The organism is Aciduricibacillus chroicocephali (assembly GCF_030762805.1).
GTDB lineage: Bacteria > Bacillota > Bacilli > Bacillales > Amphibacillaceae > Aciduricibacillus > Aciduricibacillus chroicocephali.
The window spans coordinates 755,775-776,939 of record NZ_CP129113.1; the positions used below are offsets into that span (position 1 = coordinate 755,775).

Consider the following 21,165-nt stretch of genomic DNA (forward strand, 5'->3'; position numbering starts at 1 on the left):
TCCCGTCAGGATAGGGACTGTAACCTTGTGTATTTTTGTAAGCCGGACATAGGGATAAACAATCCTATTAAGCTTAATTTTTTTCATGTCGAAATGTAGGTCTTTGATATGGTAGAATGCATCTAGGCAGAATTGTGATTATTGAGGAGGCACCACATTTGAAAGGCGAAAAAGGGGAAGTCCATATCGTCGACATTCATGGCTTGAACTCGAAAGGTGAAGGCCAGACGGTTGTACGTGAGAAGAATGAAGATGGCAATACGAAGAAAATGAAAATGACAGTTCCATATACAATTCCAGGTGAGACAGTGCGGGCGGTTATTGAAAGACCTGGCCGTAAGCGCAGCATGGCAATCGCTGAGGAAATTATTAATGTCCATCCTGAACGTACGACAGCTCCATGTCCGCATTTCGGCAAATGTGGCGGTTGTTCCTTGCAGCATTGGGAATATGCTGGGCAGCTGAAGCACAAGCTGGCGCATGTCAAGGATGTTGTCGAAGCAGCTGGGTTTGATCCGAATCTTGTTCGCGATGTAATCGGGATGGAAGAGCCGTGGCATTATCGCAACAAAATGGAATTTACTTTTGCTCCAGACGGTTCACTCGGACTCCACGAGCGCGGTAATTTCCGCAAGATCATTCCGCTTGAGACATGCCTGATTGCAAAAGATGATGTTGTAGATGCTGCAATGGAAGTTGCAGCCTGGACGAGAGAACATGAATTGACAGGTTATAATAAGAAACTTCATGAAGGTCTTTTGCGAAATCTTATGGTCCGCCGTTCATTCGCTACAGGTGAAATGATGCTTGGAGTCTTTGCGACTGAAGCTCCTGTTGGAGAACTGGAAGGTCCGATCAAAGATTTGGTCGCCAGGATTGAAAGCAAGTTTCCACAAGTGAAAAGTCTGATCTGGTTGGAAAATACTGAATGGGCTGATACGACACAATCACAGAAATCACATGTTCTCGCTGGACGAGATTATATTCATGACGAATTGGCAGGATATACGTATCGACTCTGGTTCGATACATTTTTCCAGACGAACCCTGTACAGGCTGAAAAGCTCGTTGAAATTGCAATTGAGATGGCTCAGCCGAAGAAGACGGAACGCATGATTGATCTGTTCTGTGGCGTCGGAACATTCTCATTGCCATTCGCAAGTCGCACAGCTGAGCTTGCCGGGATAGAAATTGTTGAAAAATCGATTGAGTCTGCGAAGCGCAATGCGGTAGATAATGGTTTGTCAAACACGTTATTCCTTGCTGAAAGTGCACGCGTCGGTATTGATCAGATTCTTGAAAAGTTCGGAGCACCGGACTTGCTCATGCTTGATCCGCCTCGTGCAGGAGCAGGTGGCAAAGTGATGCGTCGCATTGGTCGTGCCCAACCGGAACGTGTAGTCTATGTATCTTGTAATCCGGATTCCTTTGCGGAAGACATCAAGGAATTGGAACCATTCGGCTATGAACTACAGGCTGTTCAGCCGGTCGATCTTTTCCCGCATACAGTGCATGTTGAATGTGTCGCTTTGCTGAATAGAATATAAACCAAGTTAATATTTGCATTTGCTTGTCCAGCTTCGATTCCGTTAAAATAAGATATATGAGTTTCATTTTAAGACTACTAAATTCTCGGGTTTTTCATTAAGAACCCGGGATATTTTTGCTTTTTAAATTTAAGATTGGGTTTGACCTGGTCATTCCATAATGAGAGGATTCGAGTTTGATATGACTGATAACTTTTGGCATGAATTACCGAAGCCGTTTTTTATATTGGCACCAATGGAAGCTGTAACAGATGTTGTTTTTCGTCATGTAGTAACAGAGGCAGCAAGACCTGATGTTTTTTTCACAGAGTTTACGAATACGGAAAGTTTCTGTCATCCAAAAGGGATAGACAGTTTGCGAGGCCGTTTGACTTATACAGAGGACGAGCAGCCGATTGTCGCTCATATATGGGGAGACAAGCCGGAACATTTCCGTGAAATGAGTATCGGCATGGCGGAACAAGGATTCCGTGGTGTCGATATTAATATGGGCTGCCCTGTAGCAAATGTTGCTGGAAAAGGGAAAGGGAGCGGATTGATCCGTCGTCCGGACGTTGCCGCAGAAATTATACAGGCAGCGAAAGCGGGCGGATTGCCAGTGAGTGTGAAGACAAGAGTCGGATACACAAATGTGGACGAATGGCGTGATTGGCTCACTCACATACTGAAACAAGACATCGTAAATCTATCCATTCATCTTCGTACAAGGAAAGAAATGAGCAATGTGCCCGCTCATTGGGATATGATTCCTGAGATTAAGAAACTTCGTGATGAGATTGCACCGCATACACTTCTCACAATCAATGGGGATATTCCAGACCGTCAAACTGGTTTGGAACTTGCTGAAAAATACGGTGTTGACGGTATTATGATCGGTCGCGGTATTTTTAAAAACCCGTTTGCCTTTGAGAAAGAGCCGAGAGAGCATAGCAGCAAGGAATTGCTTGACCTCTTGAGACTTCAGCTCGATCTTCACGATAAATATTCAAAAGAGTTGGAGCCGCGTCCTTTCAAACCGCTTCGCCGCTTCTTCAAAATTTATGTCCGTGGTGTTCGTGGAGCGGGCGAATTAAGAAATGAATTGATGAGCACAGAAACTACAGATGAAGTCCGAGCACTCCTAGATGACTTTGAAAAACAGAATATGGATGAGATGAAAGAATAATTGAGGCTCTCTTGTTTCAGTCTATAATGTGGGAAGACAATCTACCTTAACGGATAGATTGTCTTCTTTATGTTTTGAATAGCTTTTATTTTAAGTGATGAATGTGGATAAGCATTTTTGATGGTTGCCTTTGATAAAACGAGTATAATGGTTGCCAATTCCAATCATTCGAAAGCGAGGCAAATGTGCAATGAAACTTGGCATACTTGATCAGACACATCTAGTTGAAGGCATTTCGCCTGCAGAAGCATTCCGGCAAACAGTACAAATGGCGCAATTCGCAGATCAGCTCGGTCTGGAACGCTATTGGGTTTCAGAACACCATGGTTCGGATGTAATTGTCGGAGCCGCTCCTGAGGTTCTCGCAAGCTTCCTTTTAGCAAAAACAGAGCGTATCAAAATCGGTACAGGTGGTGTCATGCTTACCCACTATGCTCCTTTTAAAGTAGCTGAACAGTTCAAAGTGATGAGTGCTCTGGCACCTGGACGAGTGAATCTGGGGGTTGGCAGGGCACCGGGCGGGGCGCATCTTTCAACCATTGCACTTAAAGGCGGCAGATCACTAGAAGATGGCTGGAAGCGGGATACTGAAGGTTTTCCAAGCCAAATCGATGAATTGCTTGAGTATATGGAGGATGAATTGCCTGAGGCTCATCCGCTCAGCGGTCATCTGTTCGCTGCACCGCGCATCGGTCGAAAACCGGAAATTTGGGTGCTTGGGACAAGTCCCTCTTCGGGAAGAATGGCGGCAGAGAAAGGTTTGCCATTTGCCTTTGCCCAGTTTATTCAATATGCGCCAGGTGTGATGGAAGAAGCGATCCACACATACGCTGAGCATTTCAAGCCTTCGCGATATTTGGATTCGCCCCAAGCATTAGTGACAATGAAAGCGATTGTGGCGGAAAGTGATGCAGAAGCGGAGTATCTTGCAAGAAGCGCACTGCATGTGGATTTTTGGAAGCATCGTTCCAAAAATGAACGCTTTATCAATCCTGACAAAGCACTGGCAGATGTTCGAACAGAAAAAGAATGGCAGGAAGTTGAGGATTTGAAGGCAACCTATCTAATTGGATCTAAAGAAACCGTCACCAGACAAATTGCTGATTTATCAACACGCCTTCCCATCAAAGAGCTGATGGCAATTACTCCAATTTTTGATATAAAAAAACGAAAGCGTTCCGTGGAACTTCTAGAAGAGGCTGTCAAAACTGTTGGAAAGTAGCATCGTTTCAATACGATTTTACGGTACCTTTAATTTCCAGTTACTATGTATTACGGAAAAAGGGAAGACCCGAAGACTTCTTCGTCTTCGGGTAAAAGTCAACTTATCTCCAGATTAGTAAACAAAAGCAGCTCCAACGATGATCAAAAGGATGAACAATACGACGATAAGCGCAAATCCGCCGCCATATCCACCGCCGTATCCGCCTGCAGCTCCTCCAGCGTAGCCCATGATATCCCCTCCTTTCAATGTAGAATTCCTAATTTAATTAATAGCCATAGCCTACGTATGACGCGCCGATAATAATCAAAAGGATGAACAATACGACGAGCAACGCAAAGCCTGCACCTGTACCGAATCCACCAACTCCAACTGCTTCACTCATGAACAACACCTCCTGCTCTTACTATATGAATTTGTCTAGAATTGGGAAGAGTCATCCGCCCATTTTTCTATGGAGTGCAGTTCAAAAAGCGACGCGGCTCCGTATCAAAGCCATATCTCTGAAGGCTCATGAACAACACTTCCTGCTCTCACTATATGAATAAGGTTTGAATCCGGAAGAGGGTTCTTGCCTATTTTTCAGCGGATCCTAAAGGAGAAAAACTGAAAATTCGAGTTCACTGTTGATATCTGATAATTAATGGAAAGATTCAACGGTTTGAATCCTTGGGAAAAAGTCCAATCTTCCAAATCTTCCTCCAGTTTTTTAATGAAAGCCACGATGATATAGTTAACGGGAACGTGCATTGGGATCACCGACGCATATTCATAAAGCAAGAAGTTTTGTCCGGCTTTAGCCGGGAGAGGAGACATCATGGAAATAGTCAAAGGAACGATTTTGCTGCTCATTGTACTAGCCTGTTTTACACTATTCAGCTATAAGGCACCGAGAGGCATGAAGGCAATGGGAGCACTTGCGAGTGCGGCCATTGCGACATTTCTTGTAGAAGCATTTCAGCGATTTGTTGGTGGAGATTTACTTCATATTGATTTTCTCGGCAAGGTAGGAGATGCAGCAGGGAGCATGGGCGGTGTCGCTGCAGCTGCACTTGTTGCTCTTGCGATGGGCGTCTCACCTGTATACGCACTCATGCTTGGCGCTGCATGTGCAGGGCTTGGTCTTCTGCCGGGATTCATCGCAGGATACCTCATTTCATTTGTTGTAAAAAAAATTGAAGAGAAAGTTCCGGATGGACTTGATCTGATCGTCGCTATCGTTGTTGCTACTCCACTTGTTCGTCTGCTGGCGGTTTGGGTAAATCCGCTCGTTGATGCGACTTTATTGAATATTGGCGGCATTATTACGAAGACGACTGATGCAAGCCCTATTGTAATGGGGATTATCCTAGGAGGGGTCATTACTGTAGTTGCTACTGCGCCTCTTAGTTCGATGGCTTTGACAGCAATGCTTGGGTTGACGGGTACGCCGATGGCGATTGGAGCCCTAGCTGTATTTGGTTCTTCGTTTATGAATCTAGTCTTTTTCCATCGTATGAAATTCGGCAATCGCAAAACAACTATATCTGTAGCGATTGAGCCGTTATCCCAAGTTGACATCATTTCTGCTAATCCGGTTCCAATCTATGTAACTAATTTTCTTGGTGGGGCGACTGCGGGGATTATTATTGCGCTTGCTGGTCTCGTAAATGACGCAACAGGTACGGCTACCCCAATCGCTGGATTTGCGGTCATGTATGGCTTTAATGACCCGATTAAAGTGACAATCATCGCCCTTAGCTGTGCGATAAGCAGCGCACTCTGGGGGTTGCTCGGTTCATACATATTCAGGAATTATAAAATCAGACGTTTAGAAGATCTCGTTTGATTATGTAATGAGTTTTTCAGCGTTAGACCATATTTTTGATGAAAGCGCCCAAACAATTTGTTCCTGCCTACATAGCCTATGGTGAGAAGCGGATAGGTCATTCAATCAATCTAGCCAAATCCGCCAATAAGGAGGAACTTAAATGTATAATGAAGAAATTGAAGTTCAACAGCAATTTGAAGATCCAAATGATACTCGTATCATAGGCAGACCGTTTGGTTTTGGACGTCCTGGGTTTGGCTTCGGTAGACCGATTGGGTTTGGTCGTCCTGGATTTGGCTTTGGCAGACCATTTGGTTATGGATTCGGAAGGCCGTATGGCTTTGGCAGACCATTTGGTTACGGCTTCGGGAGACCATTTGGATACGGATACGGCTTCGGACCGTTCCTTGGTGGTGTAGCAGGTGGTTTGCTTGGCAGTGCTCTTCTAGGACCTTACGGCGGTTATGGCTACTACGGCTCACCGTACGGGTATGGATATCCTTACTATTATTAATAATAATGGTCGAAATATATAAGTCCTTAAGCATCAACCGTCTTCGGACGGTTGATGTTTTTTTGTATTGCTTAAATTAGCATAAATGGAATATAGTTGGTTTTATGAAAATGGCAGCAGAGGAGACTTATTATGAAAAAATCTGCGAGTCTGCGAACAAGGCTCTCAATCATCTTTGGATTAACCGTGCTTTGTCTAATTCTTATTTTGAGTCTTGTCATAGGGCAACGATCAGTTGTACAAGTTCAAAATGAAATTGGAGGAGCGCTCGGCGAAACAGCCCAATCACTCGGTGATACTGTTGATCGCTATATGTGGGCACGATATGGTGAGGTCATGGTATTGAGTGAACTCAAATCATTGAAGGAACCGGAAGATCTCGGTGAAGTCAGGGCGCTGATCCACCAGTTGAAATTAAATTTCCCTTCCTTTTCGTGGATTGGATTTACGGATAAAAATGGAAAGGTTTTGGAATCCTCAGATGATATTCTGAAAGGAGTGGATATCTCTGAGCGTCCTGTATTTATGAATGCGAAGGACGGTCCTTTTATTGGAGATGTGCATGATGCCGTTCTGCTAGCTAAACTGTTGCCGAATCCAAGCGGCGAAGCGATGAAATTTGTTGATATTAGCATACCGATTCACAATAATAAAGGCGAATTTATCGGTGTTTTGGCAACACATCTTAGTTGGGAATGGGTTAAGGAATTACGTGATACGGTGAAAGCTACAATTCAGAATCGGGAAAACCTTGAATTTTTCATTGTCAGTGACAAAAGCAATGATATTATACTCGGACCAAAGAATATGCTTGGAAAGAAGCTTGAAGTAAAGAGTACGAAGTTGGCGCAGCATGGCGATATAAATGGATGGACTGTGGAAAAGTGGCCGGACGGAAAAGAGTATTTGACAGGCTATGTAAAAACAACAGGCTATAAACAATATGATGGACTCGGCTGGACCATACTTGCTCGTCAGCCTGCTGATGTGGCATATGCGCCGGCGAAAGAACTGCGAATGTATATGATTTTTTGGGGAATTGCGCTTTCAATACTTGGAGCGGGAGTCGGCTGGCTTATAGCAAGTAAAGTCGTCCAGCCAATCCAAAAGCTGACTGCAGTTGCCGACCAGTTGCGGCTTGGACGAAAAGTGCATGTACCCCATTATAAAGGGGTCGGCGAGATTGAAATTTTGTCTGATTCGCTTCGACGCCTTGTCACAGATTTGTCCACGACAGAAACGGCACTTGAACAGATGGAAAAAATCGCCCAGCATGACACCCTTACGGGATTGCCAAATAGGAAGGCTTATGAATATTACTTGGAAAAGGCTTCTGATCAGTATGAAACGCTTACGATTCTTTTCATGGATCTCGATGGATTCAAAGGGATTAATGATAAGTACGGACATCATGCTGGGGATCAGCTGCTCATTGAGACGGCGGCAAGGCTAAAAGAGAATATACGAGCCGGTGAACTTGTCTCACGCCTTGGCGGGGATGAATTTGTCATTGTTTTGACTGCCGACAAGGAACCAGTTAAAAACGGAAAAAAAGTCGGTGAACGGATGATCCAAGCAATCAATGAACCTTATTTTATTGATGGAGAGTTAATGCATGTTGGAGCAAGCATTGGTGGAGCGGTCTGGAACGCAGGAGCTGGATTAATCGAAGAGGTTGTAAAACTTGCCGATGGCGTACTATACGAAGTGAAGCGAGAAGGTAAAAATAAAGTGAAATTCAATAATTTGGCCGAATAGTAAAGAGACATGTCTAAGCTTTGGACATGTCTCTTTTCATGTGAGAAATAACTTCAGCTTCCTGTAAGCATTTCCTTTCCGGGATGTACGGATTGCTGTTCATCATTTTTCATGAAAGCGGTAATGAGAGCCCCAAAGGCAAGAACTGCAGCGCCAAGCCAGATTGAAGGGGTATAGGAACCATAAATCGAACGCAAATAGCCAGCGATGAAAACTCCTGATGCCGCAGCTGCCTGATGGATTAGCCAGACCGAACCAAGTATCAATCCCATAGCATTTTTACCAAATCGTTCACCGATTACGCCGGTGACGAGCGGAATAACGGGCATAGAAGCAAGGCCATAAACAATAGCAAATACGTAAAGCTGCCAGACAGTTGTTGCAGTTGCCAGCCAGATGAAGGAGAGAAAACGAATGGAATAAAGTGTGAGAAGCAACCTCTTTTTACCGAATTTGCTCGTCCATTGGCCTGTAAGCCACATGGATATTGCACTGGCGAAAGCGGCTAGCCCTAGCAGTTGACCACCTAGTGATTCTGCACCACCTAGATCAACTGCAAGTTTTGGCAAATGCATTGTCGTCATATAAAGTGTGAAGCCACATGTCGCAAATCCCAAGCTCGCAATCCAGAATGTCTTATTACGGAGAGCTTCAGATAGACGGGAACTGACTGGAGCAGAGAAAACGGTTTCTTCATTATTATCCGGGTATTGACCAACTTCAGCCGGTTCATTTTTTGTCATGAAGGTTATAAGAGGTACGACAACGATAAGCATAATAAGTCCGAGTGTAAGAAAAGCTGATTTGAATCCGGACGTACCAATGAGGAAACCTGTCAAGGGGAGTAGCAGGAGTTGACCAATATTCATGCCCATGGAACTGCGAGCAAGCATCATTGGACGTTTCTTTATGAACCAGCGTGAAATGAGTACGGAGTTAGCCATGGAACCACAGGCAGCAAAGCCGATTGCTGTAAGGATTCCGTAATAGAAATAGAACTGCCATATTTCTGTGATCGTTGCCATGAGCAGGAAGGATATCCCCATTATAGAGGCACCTCCGGCAATGACAGGCTTAGGACCGAACCGATCGATCATTTTCCCCATTATAGGTTGGAAAATGCCCCATGTAATCATGTTGATTGAGACAGCGAGGCTGATTGTTGTCAGGCTCCAGCCGAATGAGTTGCTAAGCGGTGCGAAGAACTGTCCGGCAGCAAGATTTAACCCAAACGCACCCATTAAAGTAATGAAAGCTATGGCTACTACACGCTGGCCGATGAATTCCCCTTTCATAACATATCTCCTTTCCATTTATGGAATAAAACTTCCATCTAACGAGGAATATATCAGCAGTTTGCAATGATGTCAAAATAGTGTTCGGGCATGAAGGGTATGTATTTTGTGCAAACTATGAATTGAACGGAGGAGGTGGCAGTATGGAAGGATATTATGGAAATCAAGGAGACCTTGAAGTTCAGGCTCTGCTGGCAAAGGCACGTCACTCAGGACTCAGCTACAATGAAGCAAAGTTGTATATCGCAATGACAACTGGCGGCCGCGGAACGGAGATTTACAGTGATACGAATGTAGAAGAAGTTCGGAGACAAAATGAAACGGCTGAACAGACGAATGTTAAATTTGGCCAGAATAACTAAAATAACAGGCGGGCACAGCAAGGATCAGCAATCCATGCTATGCCCGTCTTCTTACAGTTAGTACTCGATTTCGTCCATTTCTTTCGGCTGAGGTGTCGGCTGACGATGTTTAAGTTCTTCGCTGTTCGCAATTTCCTCATTCGTCTCTTGGTAGGACTTCGCCTTGAATTGTTTTTCCGGATCCATACAATCATCCTTTCGCAATATACAAAGCTTCCCGCTTATTCTGCCATAAGTAATTAAAAATATGAGAAAAAGCCTGTCCACCGTATATAGAGGACAGGCCTTTTGCTAATTAATTATGCGATCATGTCTTCCCGTTCAACATCTTCAGGCAGGCTGTTGAGATAGTAATTACCTTTTGTTGTGACCGCAATTACAACTGTAAGCACAGCTGCCAAAAGAGCAGCGAAAAATGCTGCCGTATTTTGGAGAAAATCACCCATATATCCAAGTGCAGCGATTGTTCCAAGCACACTAGCAATCAACAGAGAAACGACACCGACTGGATTCCATTTGTATAAATATTGCTGGCGCGCTTCATAATGTGCTGGGCCAATGTTTAGCAGTTTCTTTACAATCATAGCGTCAGCGACAAGCACTGCAGCCCAGGCAAGCAGAAAAACACCTTGGAACGTCATGACTGTACTCAAATGATCGACAATGCCGCCAAGCATTAGGCCCATTGAAGTGAGGCCTGCTACGAATACCCAGAATCTTCTGCCTGGAGTGAATTTGAAAACATTCTCGAAGAAGTTAGAAAGTGACAACGAGCTGCTGTAAATGTTCGTTACATTGATACGCAGCTGAGTAAGCATTGTGAATAAGGCGCCGCCGATTCCGAGGAGCATGACGATATAAACGCCGGGATTCGGATTCCCAAGGCGAACGCCGAACCAGATACCAAGCCCGCCCATCACACCATAACTGAAGATTTGCGGAATAAAACCGACTGCTATAGAGCCTTTCTTTAAATCAGAAGGCTTCAAGAAACGAGCGTAATCTGATGAAAGCAGAGCGGTTAGGCCGATAATACCATTATGCATACCAATGCACATAAGCAAGGATGTACCGCCGAATGATGCCCCGGAAGGCATGAATGAAAGAACAGATCCATCATAATTGGAAGGGGTGAAGATAGATACGACAATGGCTGTCAATAGGAATAGTCCAAAAATTGGCAAAGACCATTTCTGCAATTTGTCCAATTGCTTGATGCCAAACCAGTTCAGAGGGATGACAAGTGAACCGAAGAAGACGATGAGCGCCCACTCAGGTATAACGGGGAAGAAAGTGTGTACAGCGGATACGAGTATGAGCCCTTCGAATGCACAATACATAATGAAATTCGATGCATATATAAGAGAAGTCAGTGAAGCACCGATATAGCCGAAACCTCCGCCTCGCGCAAGCAGGTTGACATTCATGCCGGATTTCGCTGAAAGGTAAACGATGAATGTTCCGAGAATGCCGGCTACGACAATTGCGTAAATTGATGAAACAATCGCATTCGCCGCTCCGAATTGCAGAGCCATTACACTGCCCATCTGAAAGTAGAAGATAGCTGTTGCAATGCCGAATGTAATATTCGTCACACTGAGCCATCCCATTGTCCGTGCTTTTCGTGGGACACGGTCAAGTGAATAATCATCCTGCGCTTCTTGTACGTTGTTCACATATTTTTCTGTCAAAGAACCATCTCCTTTTACCAAAATAGGACGTAAGTAATGTGAAGAACTTCACATGTTAACTCCGATGAACAAAGGCTTTAACTCGTTCTTCGCAGCTTACCCTATCTAAGGATAACAATAATAGGGTGGTTTTTTCAAGAAGAGGTGAAAAAATGGAAGCAATCGGTTAATGGCCGAAGTGAAAACAATTCAAAATTAAATAAAGAATAGACCAACGGGATTTGCCCCAAGATGGTCCATTCTTCAGTTAAAATACTTCTTGATCTCGTGAGTAGGACACCCAATATAGCAAGCCGACGAAAATCGCCCCACCTATCGCATTCCCGAGCCACACAGGGACAAAGTTAATAAAATAATCTCCCCAAGTATAATGTCCGCCCATGATGGCAGCCGGAATGATGAACATATTGGCAACGATGTGCTGGAAGCCGAGAGCGACGAAGGTCATAATTGGAAACCAGATGCCGAGTATTTTTCCAGCTACATCCTTGGCCGCGAAATTAAGCCACACTGCAAGACAGACGAGCCAGTTAGCTCCGACACCGGAAACAAACGCCTGCCAAAAAGAATCTTTAATTTTTGAACCTGCGACAGATGCAGTTTTGGCAAGGAAGTCACCTTCCATAAGACCGAGATAGTGGCCGAAGAAGTAAGCAACAAAGACAGCACCGACAAAGTTACTGATTGTGACAACGATCCAATTTTTTACGATTTGTAAAGTTGTAATCTTATTGCCAAAGCGTGCACTCGCAACAGCCATCATATTGCCGGTAAGCAATTCACCGCCTGCTATGAGGACAAAAATAAGACCGACAGGGAACACGGAAGCTCCGATGAATGAGGATAGAGACCCCCAAACGTTTTCAGGGAGATTGCCAGTTACCCTAATATCAAGCAGGAAGCCGAATGCAATATAAGCACCAGCGAGAAAGCCAAGCACCAGCGTCTTCTGCATTGGTAGGTTTGCTTTTTTGACCCCGGCTTTCAAAGCGATGTTGGCAACTTTCTCAGGAGAGTGGAAGGCCATATGAGAACCCCTTTCTGCTTTCTGTTAAATGGAAAAAAGTACCTTAAACTCTAACGTTTATCTCTTCCCAATACATTTCTTACTAAACATTTGTTTTCAAAAAGAGCTGCCTATACGAGTATTTAAAATTCTTTTGATCAAAATTGAGATCTAGGGCACGAGCTTATGCGCGTTCCTTCTCGCCATTCTGCGAATTTGCAGTGCTAAAAACTACTTGTTAAATGTATGAAGGTATAAATATTTGTCAATTCTGAATTGGTGAACTTAAAGGTCTCTCTAAATAGTGTTTAGCCCATGGGAAGACAAGGTTCGAAGCACTTTTATGGTGAATTTATCTTTAGCACATCATTTTCGTATTATGTCGATTTATGTTTGAATGGTAAGAGTAGCGGGAAAGAGAATCAAGTTGCTGTCCGTAAATATTAAGCGGTCAGCACATCTATAGCTAGATTTGACATAAGAAAGGAGTCCTGCATGAAAAAAATAACGAGTGTCTTCTATTATTCCATAGCGCTTGTTCTTGCGACGGTCATCTTCGGCATGGTCGCACCGGGCAGCTTTGAGGATATCACCGCAAACCTCCAAAGCTTTATCTCTTCATCTTTTGGATGGTACTATCTCATCACTGTTATCGCGATTGTCGCGTTCTGCATCTTCCTCATATTCAGTCCGATTGGGGCGATCAAACTTGGTAAGCCGGGAGATACACCGGACTACAGCCGTCCAACCTGGTTTGCGATGTTGTTCTCGGCCGGAATGGGAATTGGTCTTGTATTTTGGGGAGCTGCCGAGCCGCTATCCCACTATATTGATCCTCCGCTTGCAACACCAGAGACAGCGCAAGCGTATAAAGAATCAATGCGCTATACATTTTTCCATTATGGAATCCATGCGTGGGCCATTTATGGCATTGTTGCACTGGCGCTTGCCTATTTCAATTTCCGAAAAGGGGAGCCGGGCTTAATTTCGGCAACGTTGAAGCCGTTATTCGGCAAAAAAATGAATGGTGGCTGGGGAACGTTCATTGATGTTTTCGCTGTTTTTGCAACAGTATTTGGTGTAGCGACGACTCTTGGTTTCGGAGCGGCACAAATAAACGGCGGTCTTAAATACTTGTTTGGAATTCCAGTCAATTTTACGGTACAGCTCATCATCGTACTCATCGTGACCGTTTTATTCCTTCTTTCAGCCTGGTCTGGACTTGGAAAAGGGATAAAATATTTGAGTAACGCGAATATGTATCTGGCAATTGGGCTCTTCGCTCTAGTGTTCATCGTAGGTCCGACTGTGTTAAGCCTTGATATATTTACAGACACAATCGGCAGCTATATCCAGAATTTCTTCCAGATGAGTTTCCGAATTGCGCCGCTTAATGAACAGCATCGTGAATGGGTGAACTCATGGACAATTTTCTACTGGGCATGGTGGATTTCCTGGTCACCATTCGTCGGTCTGTTCATCGCAAGGGTTTCAAAAGGCCGGACAATCCGTGAATTCCTGATTGGTGTACTACTGCTGCCTTCACTTGTTAGTTTCCTATGGTTTGCTGTATTCGGAACGACAGCAATTGAGGCTGATAATGCTGCAGGGGGCATCATCAGTAAGTTGCCGACAGAGCAGGTTCTTTTCGCGGTGTTTGAACAGATGCCGTGGTCGTGGGTTCTATCCATTGTGGCATTGATCCTGATCGGTACGTTCTTCATTACTTCCGCCGACTCAGCGACATTCGTGCTCGGTATGCTGACGACTAATGGCAGTCTGATGCCACCAAATCGTATCAAAATTATTTGGGGTGTCCTGCAGTCAGCCGTCGCGCTTGTCCTTTTGTACAGTGGAGGACTGCAAGCGTTGCAAAATGCGCTTATAGCAGCCGCACTGCCATTCTCGATAATTATGATTTTAATGATGATTTCATTATACAAATCACTTTCTATTGAACAAAAAGAGCTTGGTCTGTACCATAAGATCAAGCATCCGAAGAAAAAAAGTGAAAAAGCTTAATACAGAGTTCAAGAAGAAGGTGAGAACATGGATGGAACGAGAAGAGCCAATCTTGCCAAAGGAACAAGAGTTAGAGTTGTTCAGAAACAGGATCAGCGCACTGGAAAGCTGACTGAAGGAGTTGTCCAAGACATTTTGACGAATTCAGCACAGCATCCGCGTGGCATCAAAGTCAGACTTGCAGACGGCATCATAGGCCGAGTGCAGGAGATTGTTGAATAATATAATAAGAAGCCGCAAAGCAATCATGCTTTGCGGCTTTCTTGTTAGCTCATGATTAAGAAATGGTTACGAAATATTTTACAGTACAAGGCCTTTGAAAGTATTATGATTAATAATGTTAAAAAATGTTATTCAGGGGGATGGAATTGAAGGCAGTCGGAATTGATGGATGCAAAGATGGCTGGGTTGGAGTTGTTCTCTGGTCTGAAGGCTATTCGATAGAAAGAACTGAAACACTTGGCGAATTGCTGGAGCCCCATAAGGATGCTGAAATCATACTAATTGATATGCCGATCGGGCTGCCTGAAACAAAAGAAGAGGATCTGCTTCGCCCGGAGAAATTGGCACGCCAACACCTTGGAAAGCGTTCGTGTACAGTTTTTAATGTACCATGCAGACAGGCAATCGGCGAGACAGAATATGAACAGGCGAACAGGATTAATAGACAAGTGCTTGGAAAAGGATTGAGTAAGCAATCATTCTATATTGCGAACAAGATCCGTGAGCTAGATGAATTTCTAAAATTGAACTCTTTTTATAGAAATCGGCTGCTTGAAAGCCATCCTGAATTGCTCTTTAAAGTGTTAAGTAAAAACAATATGCCATTAACATTAAGCAAGAAAACGGCAGAAGGCTTTACTGAAAGGCTGCAGATTATTAGGAGATTTGAGAAACGCATTGATTTAATCGCTTTGCAAATTGCAGAGCGAAAGGAGCTTCAGAAAATTAGAGATGACGTATTGGACGCGTACGTACTCGCTGTCGCAGGCCGACTTGGACTAAGCTCAGGTTTCATAACTATACCTGATATGCCCTCACATGATGCGAGCGGCCTGAGGATGCAGATGACCGTTCCTTATATGTTCAAATGAAAAATAAGTACGCTGCTGCACGCTCAAACATATAGTGTGTTCTGAGGGGTGGTAGCGTGATTTTTGGGCAAAATTGGAATAGAGAAGTCTATCCGCCAGTAGATCCAGCTGTTTTTAAAAAGTCCGCGCACTACTTTCATTTATTATTCGAAGATGCGGGCAAGATTACGGAGAAGATCACTGGAACCGGAACATATGCAAGCAAGTTTATGGAACATGCTCAAAAAAATGAAAAGAAAGAGGCCGTCAGTATGCTGAAAGGACTGTCTCTTCATTCAGATGTTGATATACGATATACACCTGAGACGGTTTCAATCATTCTTATTGCCTCGGATCAATGTTGTCAGCTTGTTATGCGGCTGCGCTGGAGTTGAGTTGTATCGTTTGTTTATCTTTAGTTTCGAACGAGCATATCAAGGGTAACAGTGAGACAGTCTTTGCTTACTGTCTATCTTGGTATCTTGACTTTAGGAGTCTTCATCTTTTGACTGTGCTCTAATATCTTCATAACGATGCGCTTGACGGTAACCGTATGTTACATTTCGTACTCTGTCTCCGTTCTCCATTGCTGCACCGACTGCACCGGCCAACGTAGCAACAGATGTGACAAGCCAAGCGAGACGGATGAAGTTAATTAAATGAATTTTCCCTTCGAGCCCTGTCGCTTCTCCGAAGAGAGAGGGCGGTACGAATACAGAAACGGCAACGAGAAAGAGTAAGAATAGTACACCATAATAAATGAAGACAGCGATGACAAGCGTACTTATTGTAGTGCTGTTATAGAGCCGTCGCATACGCGGATTGTTCGTACCTCGGGGAGTTTCCCACAGATTATGGGAAAGAAGAATCCATAGCACCATGCTTGCGACTGCAGCCAAATTTAAGCCGATAAATCGGTAAATATTATACGAGACACTTAACTTCCATAAAGTTGTAAATATGAGGCCGTATGCACCGGTTGCAAAGGCTATCGCTACAACGTTTTTGAAAGAGGGCATGATGGTCCAAGGTCTGTTTGCATATGTCATTCCGAACAGAATTCTAAGACTGCCATTCAATCTTGGAGCGATAATGAAGCGGACATTAATACAATCGATTTCTTCCGGTGCTTCCCTGCGGCGAATTGGCGAAAGGGTAAAAGGCTCTATAAGCGTTCTGAACAAAGTGCGCTGTTTTTGATTTGTGCGCGGGCCAATTCCTTTTTGGGCCATTTTGATATGTTGATCATCAAGCTTCCCATAATATAATTCTGCGACCATTTGGATGATCGAATGCTGAATACGTTTTTTCATCGGAAAAGCCCCAAATGCAGGAAGGGAAATCTGGGCGACGCTTGAAGATAAGTTTGCGTCTGCAAGTACTATGTTCGAACCGGAGAATATTGGCAGATCAGTGAGACAGATTGCATAAGTCCAGTCATATTTCTCCTTTAGCTTCTCGGCTTCATTAATAATTTCGCTCACATTCTCAGCAGCTCCAGCAAGTGAGTCTACAATGATTTCGCAATTCCAGTCCGTATGACGATCAACATATTTATTGAACAGATCAGGGAGTTTATCAACGAGGCGACGGGCAATCACCTCGGGCAGTTCTGGCGCTGGGACGAGACCAACAGTTACTTTCGCCACATGTGCTCATCCTCTCATTAATTTCTTCCGCTGTTCCCTGAAGAGAAAGTAGGGAAACGTATTACACAGGCTACAATAAAATTTTCTATTATTAAGAAATGAGCTGGTCACTTGATTAAGAAAAGTCTTGGAATCATATCTGTCCTTACTTTGCTTTGGATGATTTATGGAATGTTCACTACTCTCGTCTTGAGAAAAACGAGCAAGCGGTTGGTCAAAAAATTGAATACTGACGGAATTGCTCTCACCTTTGATGATGGGCCGAATGAGATTTATACAATTCAGCTTCTTGATTTGCTGAAGCGATACGATGCGAAAGCTACGTTTTTCGTTGTCGGTGAAAAAGTGGATCGGCACCCTGAAATTGTTAAACGTATTCACCAAGAAGGACATGCTATCGGTATTCATCATTATCAGCATCTTTCAAGTTGGAAATTAACACCGAAACAACTGGAAGAACAGCTTGTTCAGACGGATAAAGCAATATTTCGGGCGACTGGCGAGCACCCGACTTTGTATCGCCCACCTTGGGGTTTTTGCAATTTATTTACATTGCAGAAAGCGAAGAATCTGGATATTATCATTTGGTCTCATATTTTTGGGGACTGGAAAATTCATAATTGCAAACGTAAATTGCTCGAGGGTTTGCGACAGGTACCCGCAGATGGATCGATTGTTTTGCTGCATGATGACGGAGCGAATCCTGGAGCTGATGATGAAGCTCCGGCATTTATGCTTCAACAATTGGAAAAGTATCTGGAGGAAAGCTCACAGCAGAATATATCTTTTGTGAAGATTGAAGGCAGGATGCTTCCATGAATATGGATACGGTAATGAATTATATCCAGTCTTACGGCCATTTCATGATTTTCCTGTTCATGTTCTTCGGTATTGTTGGCATTCCGGCACCTGAGGAATCGCTTGTTTTCTTCATCGGTGTTCTCATTGCTCAACATAGGATGGCAGCAGTATCTTCTGCTTCATGGGCACTTCTAGGCGTATTCGCTGGGATGATTTTTGCTTATGCGGGAGGGAGACTTGTCGGGTATCCGCTTCTCAATAAATTCGGCAAATATATTGGAGTGACGAGGGAAAGATGGGAGAAGGCCAAGCATAAACTAGAGAACAATGTCAACAGGACAATATTGTTTGGCTTTTATATGCCTGGCATCCGTCAGATCAGCCCATACTTGGCAGGTATCGCTAACGTCGGGGTAATCCGTTTCGTCATACTTTCTGCAATTGGCTCCATACTCTGGATCGTGCCGTTTCTGCTCGCCGGCTTTTTCATCGGACGTACTTTCAATATCAATCCGGATTACGTTCCATTCATTGGTCTGCTGTTCCTGGCAGTCTTTATCGTCTATGTCCTCGTCAAGTGGCTGCGCAAGCGAAAAAAGAAAAGAAAAAGGCTGTGACCTCAGGATTCATGCGTATTTGAAGCTTACATGCCAACCTGTGTGGCGGTAAAATAGGCTTCATTTGCGTGTATCGTGGTATAACACCATTAAGAAACAGAGACGAAGCTGCTGAACAATCAGGCATAAAGAGGAGTTGGAGGGTATGAAAAAAATATTATTTTTCCCTCATTTGCGCATGCAATCTGGCCATCATCAAGCTGCCGAAGCATTAATGGATTTGCTCAGTGAACGGTTGCCGGATGCAGAAATGAAGAAAATTGATTTAATTACAGAAACAAATACACTTTTGGAAAAGATGATTTCGGAAGGATATATGAAGTGGATTCATCATGCACCTGCTTCTTATGATTTTGTGTACAAGCATCTTTTCTACGATTCGATTTCAAATGAACATCAATTTAAATGGTATCAGCCACTTTTCATGCGGAAGATGCGCCAAATTTTGAAACGGGAACAGCCGGACCTTGTTGTTTGTACACACAGCTTCCCTTCAAGCATAATAAGCAAGCTTAAAATGCGTGGAGAATGTGATGTGCCTGTTGTTAATGCGTATACTGACTTGTTCATTAATTGTGTATGGGGAAGGGATGGCATCGATGCTCATTTGCTTCCAACAGATCAGTCAAAGAAAAATCTGGAGAGAAATCATCCAAAGCCTAGGGGAATGGCAGTGACAGGTATTCCAGTCCATCCGGAAATCAAGAGGACGGACTGCCGGGATATTACCGCATTCAAGGATTCGGAACATCCGATTGTCCTCGTTGCGGGTGGTAACAGCGGGATTGGACGAATAGACAATTTGTTCGAACAATTGAAGCAATCGCAGCAGTTCCATTTCAAAGTGCTTTGTGGTCATAATAAACGGCTTCATGCCGAAATCGAGGCATGGAACCTGGAGCATATCGAAGCATTGCCATATATTTCATCGCGGAGTGAGATGAATGATCTGTATGATTGTGCGGATGCGATGATAACGAAGCCCGGCGGCGTAACTGTTAGTGAAGGTTTAAGAAAATGCTTGCCAATGTTCATCCATTCAGCATTGCCTGGTCAGGAAGAAATCAATATGGATTACCTTGTTCCGCACGGTCTTGTATTTGAATTACAGCCGCGTGAGGAAATCGAAAGCCAGTTGCGTCATGTACTCATGGACGAAACAAGAATGCACCGATTCCAGCAAGCTGTTTCGCGTTATCGCGATGCAATAGATTTGAAAAGTGATGATGAGGTATTTAGGTTCATCATCAGATTGCTTGAACCCGAAACAGAAAAAGTGATGGAAGTCGGAAGTAAGGCCGGATTCCTCTTTCCCGTGCAAGAATGACAAAAGACGTGTTTTCCCATAAGTAGGGAAACACGTCTTTGTTGTATGTTGCGTTATTTAGATTGATCCTTGCTTATTTTCAGCTTATGCTCGATTACTCTTGTTGCGGCTTCGTCAATGCGAGATTCTGGAAGTGTCCCATTCTTTACGGCTTTGATGACACCGTCGTACATTTCAGTCTGATGTTCGTAAACATGACAAATCATAATTAAATCTGCTCCAGCTTCAAGTGCCTTCACACCAATTTCTCCATATGGATAATATTTGCTGACTGCACCCATTTCAAAATCATCTGTTACGATAATTCCTTCATAGCCGAATTTTTTACGTAGAACATCTTTCATAATGACTGGTGAGAGACTTGCTGGACGTTCTTTGTCATATGCCGGATATTTAATATGTGTAACCATGACGAAGAAGCTGTCAGGGTTTTCTTCCTCAATCATCTTCTTGAATGGGAAGGCATCTGTCTTTTCGAGCTCCTTCGCATCCACCTCTACTGAAGAAGTATCTTCGTGTGGATCAATACTGCTCCGGCCGTTTCCTGGAAAATGCTTTACTGCCCCGGTAATACCATTCTCATTGAAACCTTTAATGACGGCGGCTCCTTTGCGATAAGCATTCTCTGGACCTGTACCAAAGGAACGTGAATCAGATGCAGAGAGATCGAGGACAGGGGCAAAGTTCGTATTAAACCCCATTTCAGAGAGTTCCTTCCCTGTATGACGTGCCGTTTTGAGAACAGTCTCGTCCGAACCTTTTCCAAGCTTCTGTTGAGAAGGAATCGGATCTATCTGGCCGCGCATCCGTGTGATATCGCCGCCTTCCTGATCAACGCCTATTAGAAGCGGGAGACCGTTATCATCCATCGCCATCTTCTGAAGCTTGTCATTCAGTCCCTTGACTTGCTGCTTTGTCTGCATATTTCTATCAAATAGGATGACATTGCCGATATGTCTTTTTTTAATTAGATCACGAATTTGTTCATCGGGTTCTGCTGACTGGAAACCGACAAAGAAAAGCTGTCCGACTTTTTCCTCTAAAGACATGGCATCAACAATGGCTTTGGCTCTAACCTTAGAAGTTCCCTCTGATTTAACAATCTCTGGGATTGAGCGGTTTTCAGGCTGTTCCTTAGGCACGGAATTTGTAACCTCAGTCTTCTCATTCCTGTTCGGCTGGGCTGGTTCATTCGATTGCAAATCGATGAAGTATGCAGCAATCCTTACGAGTGCTAGAAGGATGAATATTGATATGGAAATCCATTTAAGCTTTTTCCTCATTGGCAACAGTTCCTTTCGTACGT

General features: G+C 43.9%; 22 protein-coding genes. 14 read left to right on the forward strand and 8 right to left on the reverse strand.

The window, feature by feature from the left end:
- Positions 1-158: 158 nt before the first annotated feature.
- The 3 genes from rlmD (at position 159) to QR721_RS03925 (ending at position 3,934) form a co-directional block, all read left to right on the forward strand.
- The gene (rlmD, locus tag QR721_RS03915) at positions 159-1,547 is read left to right on the forward strand and encodes a 23S rRNA (uracil(1939)-C(5))-methyltransferase RlmD (protein WP_348029170.1); all 1,389 of its coding nucleotides are present in this window, start codon (positions 159-161) and stop codon (positions 1,545-1,547) included.
- 181 nt (positions 1,548-1,728) lie between these two features.
- Entirely contained in the window at positions 1,729-2,712 is a 984-nt protein-coding gene (locus QR721_RS03920; protein ID WP_348029171.1) for a tRNA dihydrouridine synthase, read from the forward strand.
- A gap of 190 nt (positions 2,713-2,902) precedes the next feature.
- Positions 2,903-3,934, forward strand: a complete 1,032-nt coding sequence (locus QR721_RS03925) for an LLM class flavin-dependent oxidoreductase (protein WP_348029172.1) — start codon at positions 2,903-2,905, stop codon at positions 3,932-3,934.
- Between the two features lie 114 nt (positions 3,935-4,048).
- Here QR721_RS03925 and QR721_RS03930 read toward each other — a convergent pair whose 3' ends face one another.
- A complete protein-coding gene (locus QR721_RS03930) occupies positions 4,049-4,165 on the reverse strand; it encodes a YjcZ family sporulation protein (protein WP_348029173.1) in 117 nt (38 codons plus the stop codon).
- 37 nt (positions 4,166-4,202) lie between these two features.
- Entirely contained in the window at positions 4,203-4,319 is a 117-nt protein-coding gene (locus QR721_RS03935) for a YjcZ family sporulation protein (RefSeq protein WP_348029174.1), read from the reverse strand.
- 432 nt (positions 4,320-4,751) lie between these two features.
- Here QR721_RS03935 and QR721_RS03940 point away from each other — a divergent pair, with 432 nt between their 5' ends.
- The 3 genes from QR721_RS03940 (at position 4,752) to QR721_RS03950 (ending at position 8,016) form a co-directional block, all read left to right on the forward strand.
- On the forward strand, positions 4,752-5,762 hold the full coding sequence (locus QR721_RS03940; protein ID WP_348029175.1) for a PTS sugar transporter subunit IIC: 1,011 nt from the start codon (positions 4,752-4,754) through the stop codon (positions 5,760-5,762).
- A gap of 142 nt (positions 5,763-5,904) precedes the next feature.
- Complete coding sequence (locus QR721_RS03945; protein ID WP_348029176.1) at positions 5,905-6,258, forward strand: hypothetical protein; 354 nt, start codon at positions 5,905-5,907, stop codon at positions 6,256-6,258.
- A gap of 132 nt (positions 6,259-6,390) precedes the next feature.
- Complete coding sequence (locus QR721_RS03950; RefSeq protein WP_348029177.1) at positions 6,391-8,016, forward strand: sensor domain-containing diguanylate cyclase; 1,626 nt, start codon at positions 6,391-6,393, stop codon at positions 8,014-8,016.
- A 53-nt stretch (positions 8,017-8,069) separates the two neighbouring features.
- Here QR721_RS03950 and QR721_RS03955 read toward each other — a convergent pair whose 3' ends face one another.
- Positions 8,070-9,311 carry an MFS transporter gene (locus QR721_RS03955; RefSeq protein WP_348029178.1) on the reverse strand — a complete coding sequence of 414 codons (1,242 nt, stop codon included), beginning with the start codon at positions 9,309-9,311 and terminating at the stop codon, positions 8,070-8,072.
- Positions 9,312-9,454: 143 nt separating this feature from the next.
- Here QR721_RS03955 and QR721_RS03960 point away from each other — a divergent pair, with 143 nt between their 5' ends.
- The gene (locus QR721_RS03960) at positions 9,455-9,673 is read left to right on the forward strand and encodes a hypothetical protein (protein WP_348029179.1); all 219 of its coding nucleotides are present in this window, start codon (positions 9,455-9,457) and stop codon (positions 9,671-9,673) included.
- A gap of 57 nt (positions 9,674-9,730) precedes the next feature.
- Here the strand turns inward: QR721_RS03960 and QR721_RS03965 are convergent, their stop codons facing one another.
- The 3 genes from QR721_RS03965 to QR721_RS03975 all read right to left on the reverse strand — a co-directional run bounded on the left by QR721_RS03965 (position 9,731) and on the right by QR721_RS03975 (position 12,391).
- Positions 9,731-9,877, reverse strand: a complete 147-nt coding sequence (locus QR721_RS03965) for a hypothetical protein (protein WP_348029180.1) — start codon at positions 9,875-9,877, stop codon at positions 9,731-9,733.
- A gap of 95 nt (positions 9,878-9,972) precedes the next feature.
- Entirely contained in the window at positions 9,973-11,364 is a 1,392-nt protein-coding gene (locus QR721_RS03970; protein ID WP_348029181.1) for a purine-cytosine permease family protein, read from the reverse strand.
- Between the two features lie 247 nt (positions 11,365-11,611).
- Positions 11,612-12,391 (reverse strand): formate/nitrite transporter family protein, encoded by a 780-nt coding sequence (locus QR721_RS03975; RefSeq protein WP_348029182.1) that lies wholly within the window; start codon positions 12,389-12,391, stop codon positions 11,612-11,614.
- Positions 12,392-12,865: 474 nt separating this feature from the next.
- Between QR721_RS03975 and QR721_RS03980 the strand changes: the two genes are divergently transcribed.
- The 4 genes from QR721_RS03980 to QR721_RS03995 all read left to right on the forward strand — a co-directional run bounded on the left by QR721_RS03980 (position 12,866) and on the right by QR721_RS03995 (position 15,860).
- Entirely contained in the window at positions 12,866-14,392 is a 1,527-nt protein-coding gene (locus QR721_RS03980; RefSeq protein WP_348029183.1) for a glycine betaine uptake BCCT transporter, read from the forward strand.
- 27 nt (positions 14,393-14,419) lie between these two features.
- Positions 14,420-14,614 carry a YwbE family protein gene (locus tag QR721_RS03985; protein ID WP_348029184.1) on the forward strand — a complete coding sequence of 65 codons (195 nt, stop codon included), beginning with the start codon at positions 14,420-14,422 and terminating at the stop codon, positions 14,612-14,614.
- A gap of 146 nt (positions 14,615-14,760) precedes the next feature.
- Complete coding sequence (locus QR721_RS03990; protein ID WP_348029185.1) at positions 14,761-15,486, forward strand: DUF429 domain-containing protein; 726 nt, start codon at positions 14,761-14,763, stop codon at positions 15,484-15,486.
- Positions 15,487-15,542: 56 nt separating this feature from the next.
- Positions 15,543-15,860 (forward strand): YuzC family spore coat inner layer protein, encoded by a 318-nt coding sequence (locus QR721_RS03995; protein WP_348029186.1) that lies wholly within the window; start codon positions 15,543-15,545, stop codon positions 15,858-15,860.
- Between the two features lie 93 nt (positions 15,861-15,953).
- On the opposite strand, the gene QR721_RS04000 is transcribed toward QR721_RS03995, so the two are convergent.
- A complete protein-coding gene (locus QR721_RS04000) occupies positions 15,954-17,114 on the reverse strand; it encodes a hypothetical protein (RefSeq protein ID WP_348029187.1) in 1,161 nt (386 codons plus the stop codon).
- Positions 17,115-17,225: 111 nt separating this feature from the next.
- On the opposite strand from QR721_RS04000, the gene QR721_RS04005 reads away from it, so the two are divergent.
- From QR721_RS04005 to QR721_RS04015, 3 genes are all read left to right on the forward strand, one after another.
- Positions 17,226-17,933, forward strand: a complete 708-nt coding sequence (locus QR721_RS04005) for a polysaccharide deacetylase family protein (RefSeq protein ID WP_348029188.1) — start codon at positions 17,226-17,228, stop codon at positions 17,931-17,933.
- Entirely contained in the window at positions 17,930-18,532 is a 603-nt protein-coding gene (locus QR721_RS04010; RefSeq protein WP_348029189.1) for a DedA family protein, read from the forward strand. The genes QR721_RS04005 and QR721_RS04010 overlap by 4 nt, the downstream gene beginning before the upstream one ends.
- A gap of 145 nt (positions 18,533-18,677) precedes the next feature.
- A complete protein-coding gene (locus QR721_RS04015) occupies positions 18,678-19,859 on the forward strand; it encodes an MGDG synthase family glycosyltransferase (RefSeq protein ID WP_348029190.1) in 1,182 nt (393 codons plus the stop codon).
- Between the two features lie 53 nt (positions 19,860-19,912).
- Here QR721_RS04015 and QR721_RS04020 read toward each other — a convergent pair whose 3' ends face one another.
- Positions 19,913-21,142 (reverse strand): glycoside hydrolase family 3 protein, encoded by a 1,230-nt coding sequence (locus tag QR721_RS04020; protein ID WP_348029191.1) that lies wholly within the window; start codon positions 21,140-21,142, stop codon positions 19,913-19,915.
- Positions 21,143-21,165: the final 23 nt, after the last annotated feature.

Bases quoted from the DNA above. Each gene is read 5' to 3' on its own strand.
- QR721_RS03920 (WP_348029171.1), top strand. From the start codon at position 1,729: ATGACTGATAACTTTTGGCATGAATTACCGAAGCCGTTTTTTATATTG.
- QR721_RS03925 (WP_348029172.1), top strand. From the start codon at position 2,903: ATGAAACTTGGCATACTTGATCAGACACATCTAGTTGAAGGCATTTCG.
- QR721_RS03930 (WP_348029173.1), bottom strand. From the start codon at position 4,165: ATGGGCTACGCTGGAGGAGCTGCAGGCGGATACGGCGGTGGATATGGC.
- QR721_RS03935 (WP_348029174.1), bottom strand. From the start codon at position 4,319: ATGAGTGAAGCAGTTGGAGTTGGTGGATTCGGTACAGGTGCAGGCTTT.
- QR721_RS03940 (WP_348029175.1), top strand. From the start codon at position 4,752: ATGGAAATAGTCAAAGGAACGATTTTGCTGCTCATTGTACTAGCCTGT.
- QR721_RS03945 (WP_348029176.1), top strand. From the start codon at position 5,905: ATGTATAATGAAGAAATTGAAGTTCAACAGCAATTTGAAGATCCAAAT.
- QR721_RS03950 (WP_348029177.1), top strand. From the start codon at position 6,391: ATGAAAAAATCTGCGAGTCTGCGAACAAGGCTCTCAATCATCTTTGGA.
- QR721_RS03955 (WP_348029178.1), bottom strand. From the start codon at position 9,311: ATGAAAGGGGAATTCATCGGCCAGCGTGTAGTAGCCATAGCTTTCATT.
- QR721_RS03960 (WP_348029179.1), top strand. From the start codon at position 9,455: ATGGAAGGATATTATGGAAATCAAGGAGACCTTGAAGTTCAGGCTCTG.
- QR721_RS03975 (WP_348029182.1), bottom strand. From the start codon at position 12,391: ATGGCCTTCCACTCTCCTGAGAAAGTTGCCAACATCGCTTTGAAAGCC.
- QR721_RS03980 (WP_348029183.1), top strand. From the start codon at position 12,866: ATGAAAAAAATAACGAGTGTCTTCTATTATTCCATAGCGCTTGTTCTT.
- QR721_RS03985 (WP_348029184.1), top strand. From the start codon at position 14,420: ATGGATGGAACGAGAAGAGCCAATCTTGCCAAAGGAACAAGAGTTAGA.
- QR721_RS04010 (WP_348029189.1), top strand. From the start codon at position 17,930: ATGAATATGGATACGGTAATGAATTATATCCAGTCTTACGGCCATTTC.
- QR721_RS04015 (WP_348029190.1), top strand. From the start codon at position 18,678: ATGAAAAAAATATTATTTTTCCCTCATTTGCGCATGCAATCTGGCCAT.
- QR721_RS04020 (WP_348029191.1), bottom strand. From the start codon at position 21,142: ATGAGGAAAAAGCTTAAATGGATTTCCATATCAATATTCATCCTTCTA.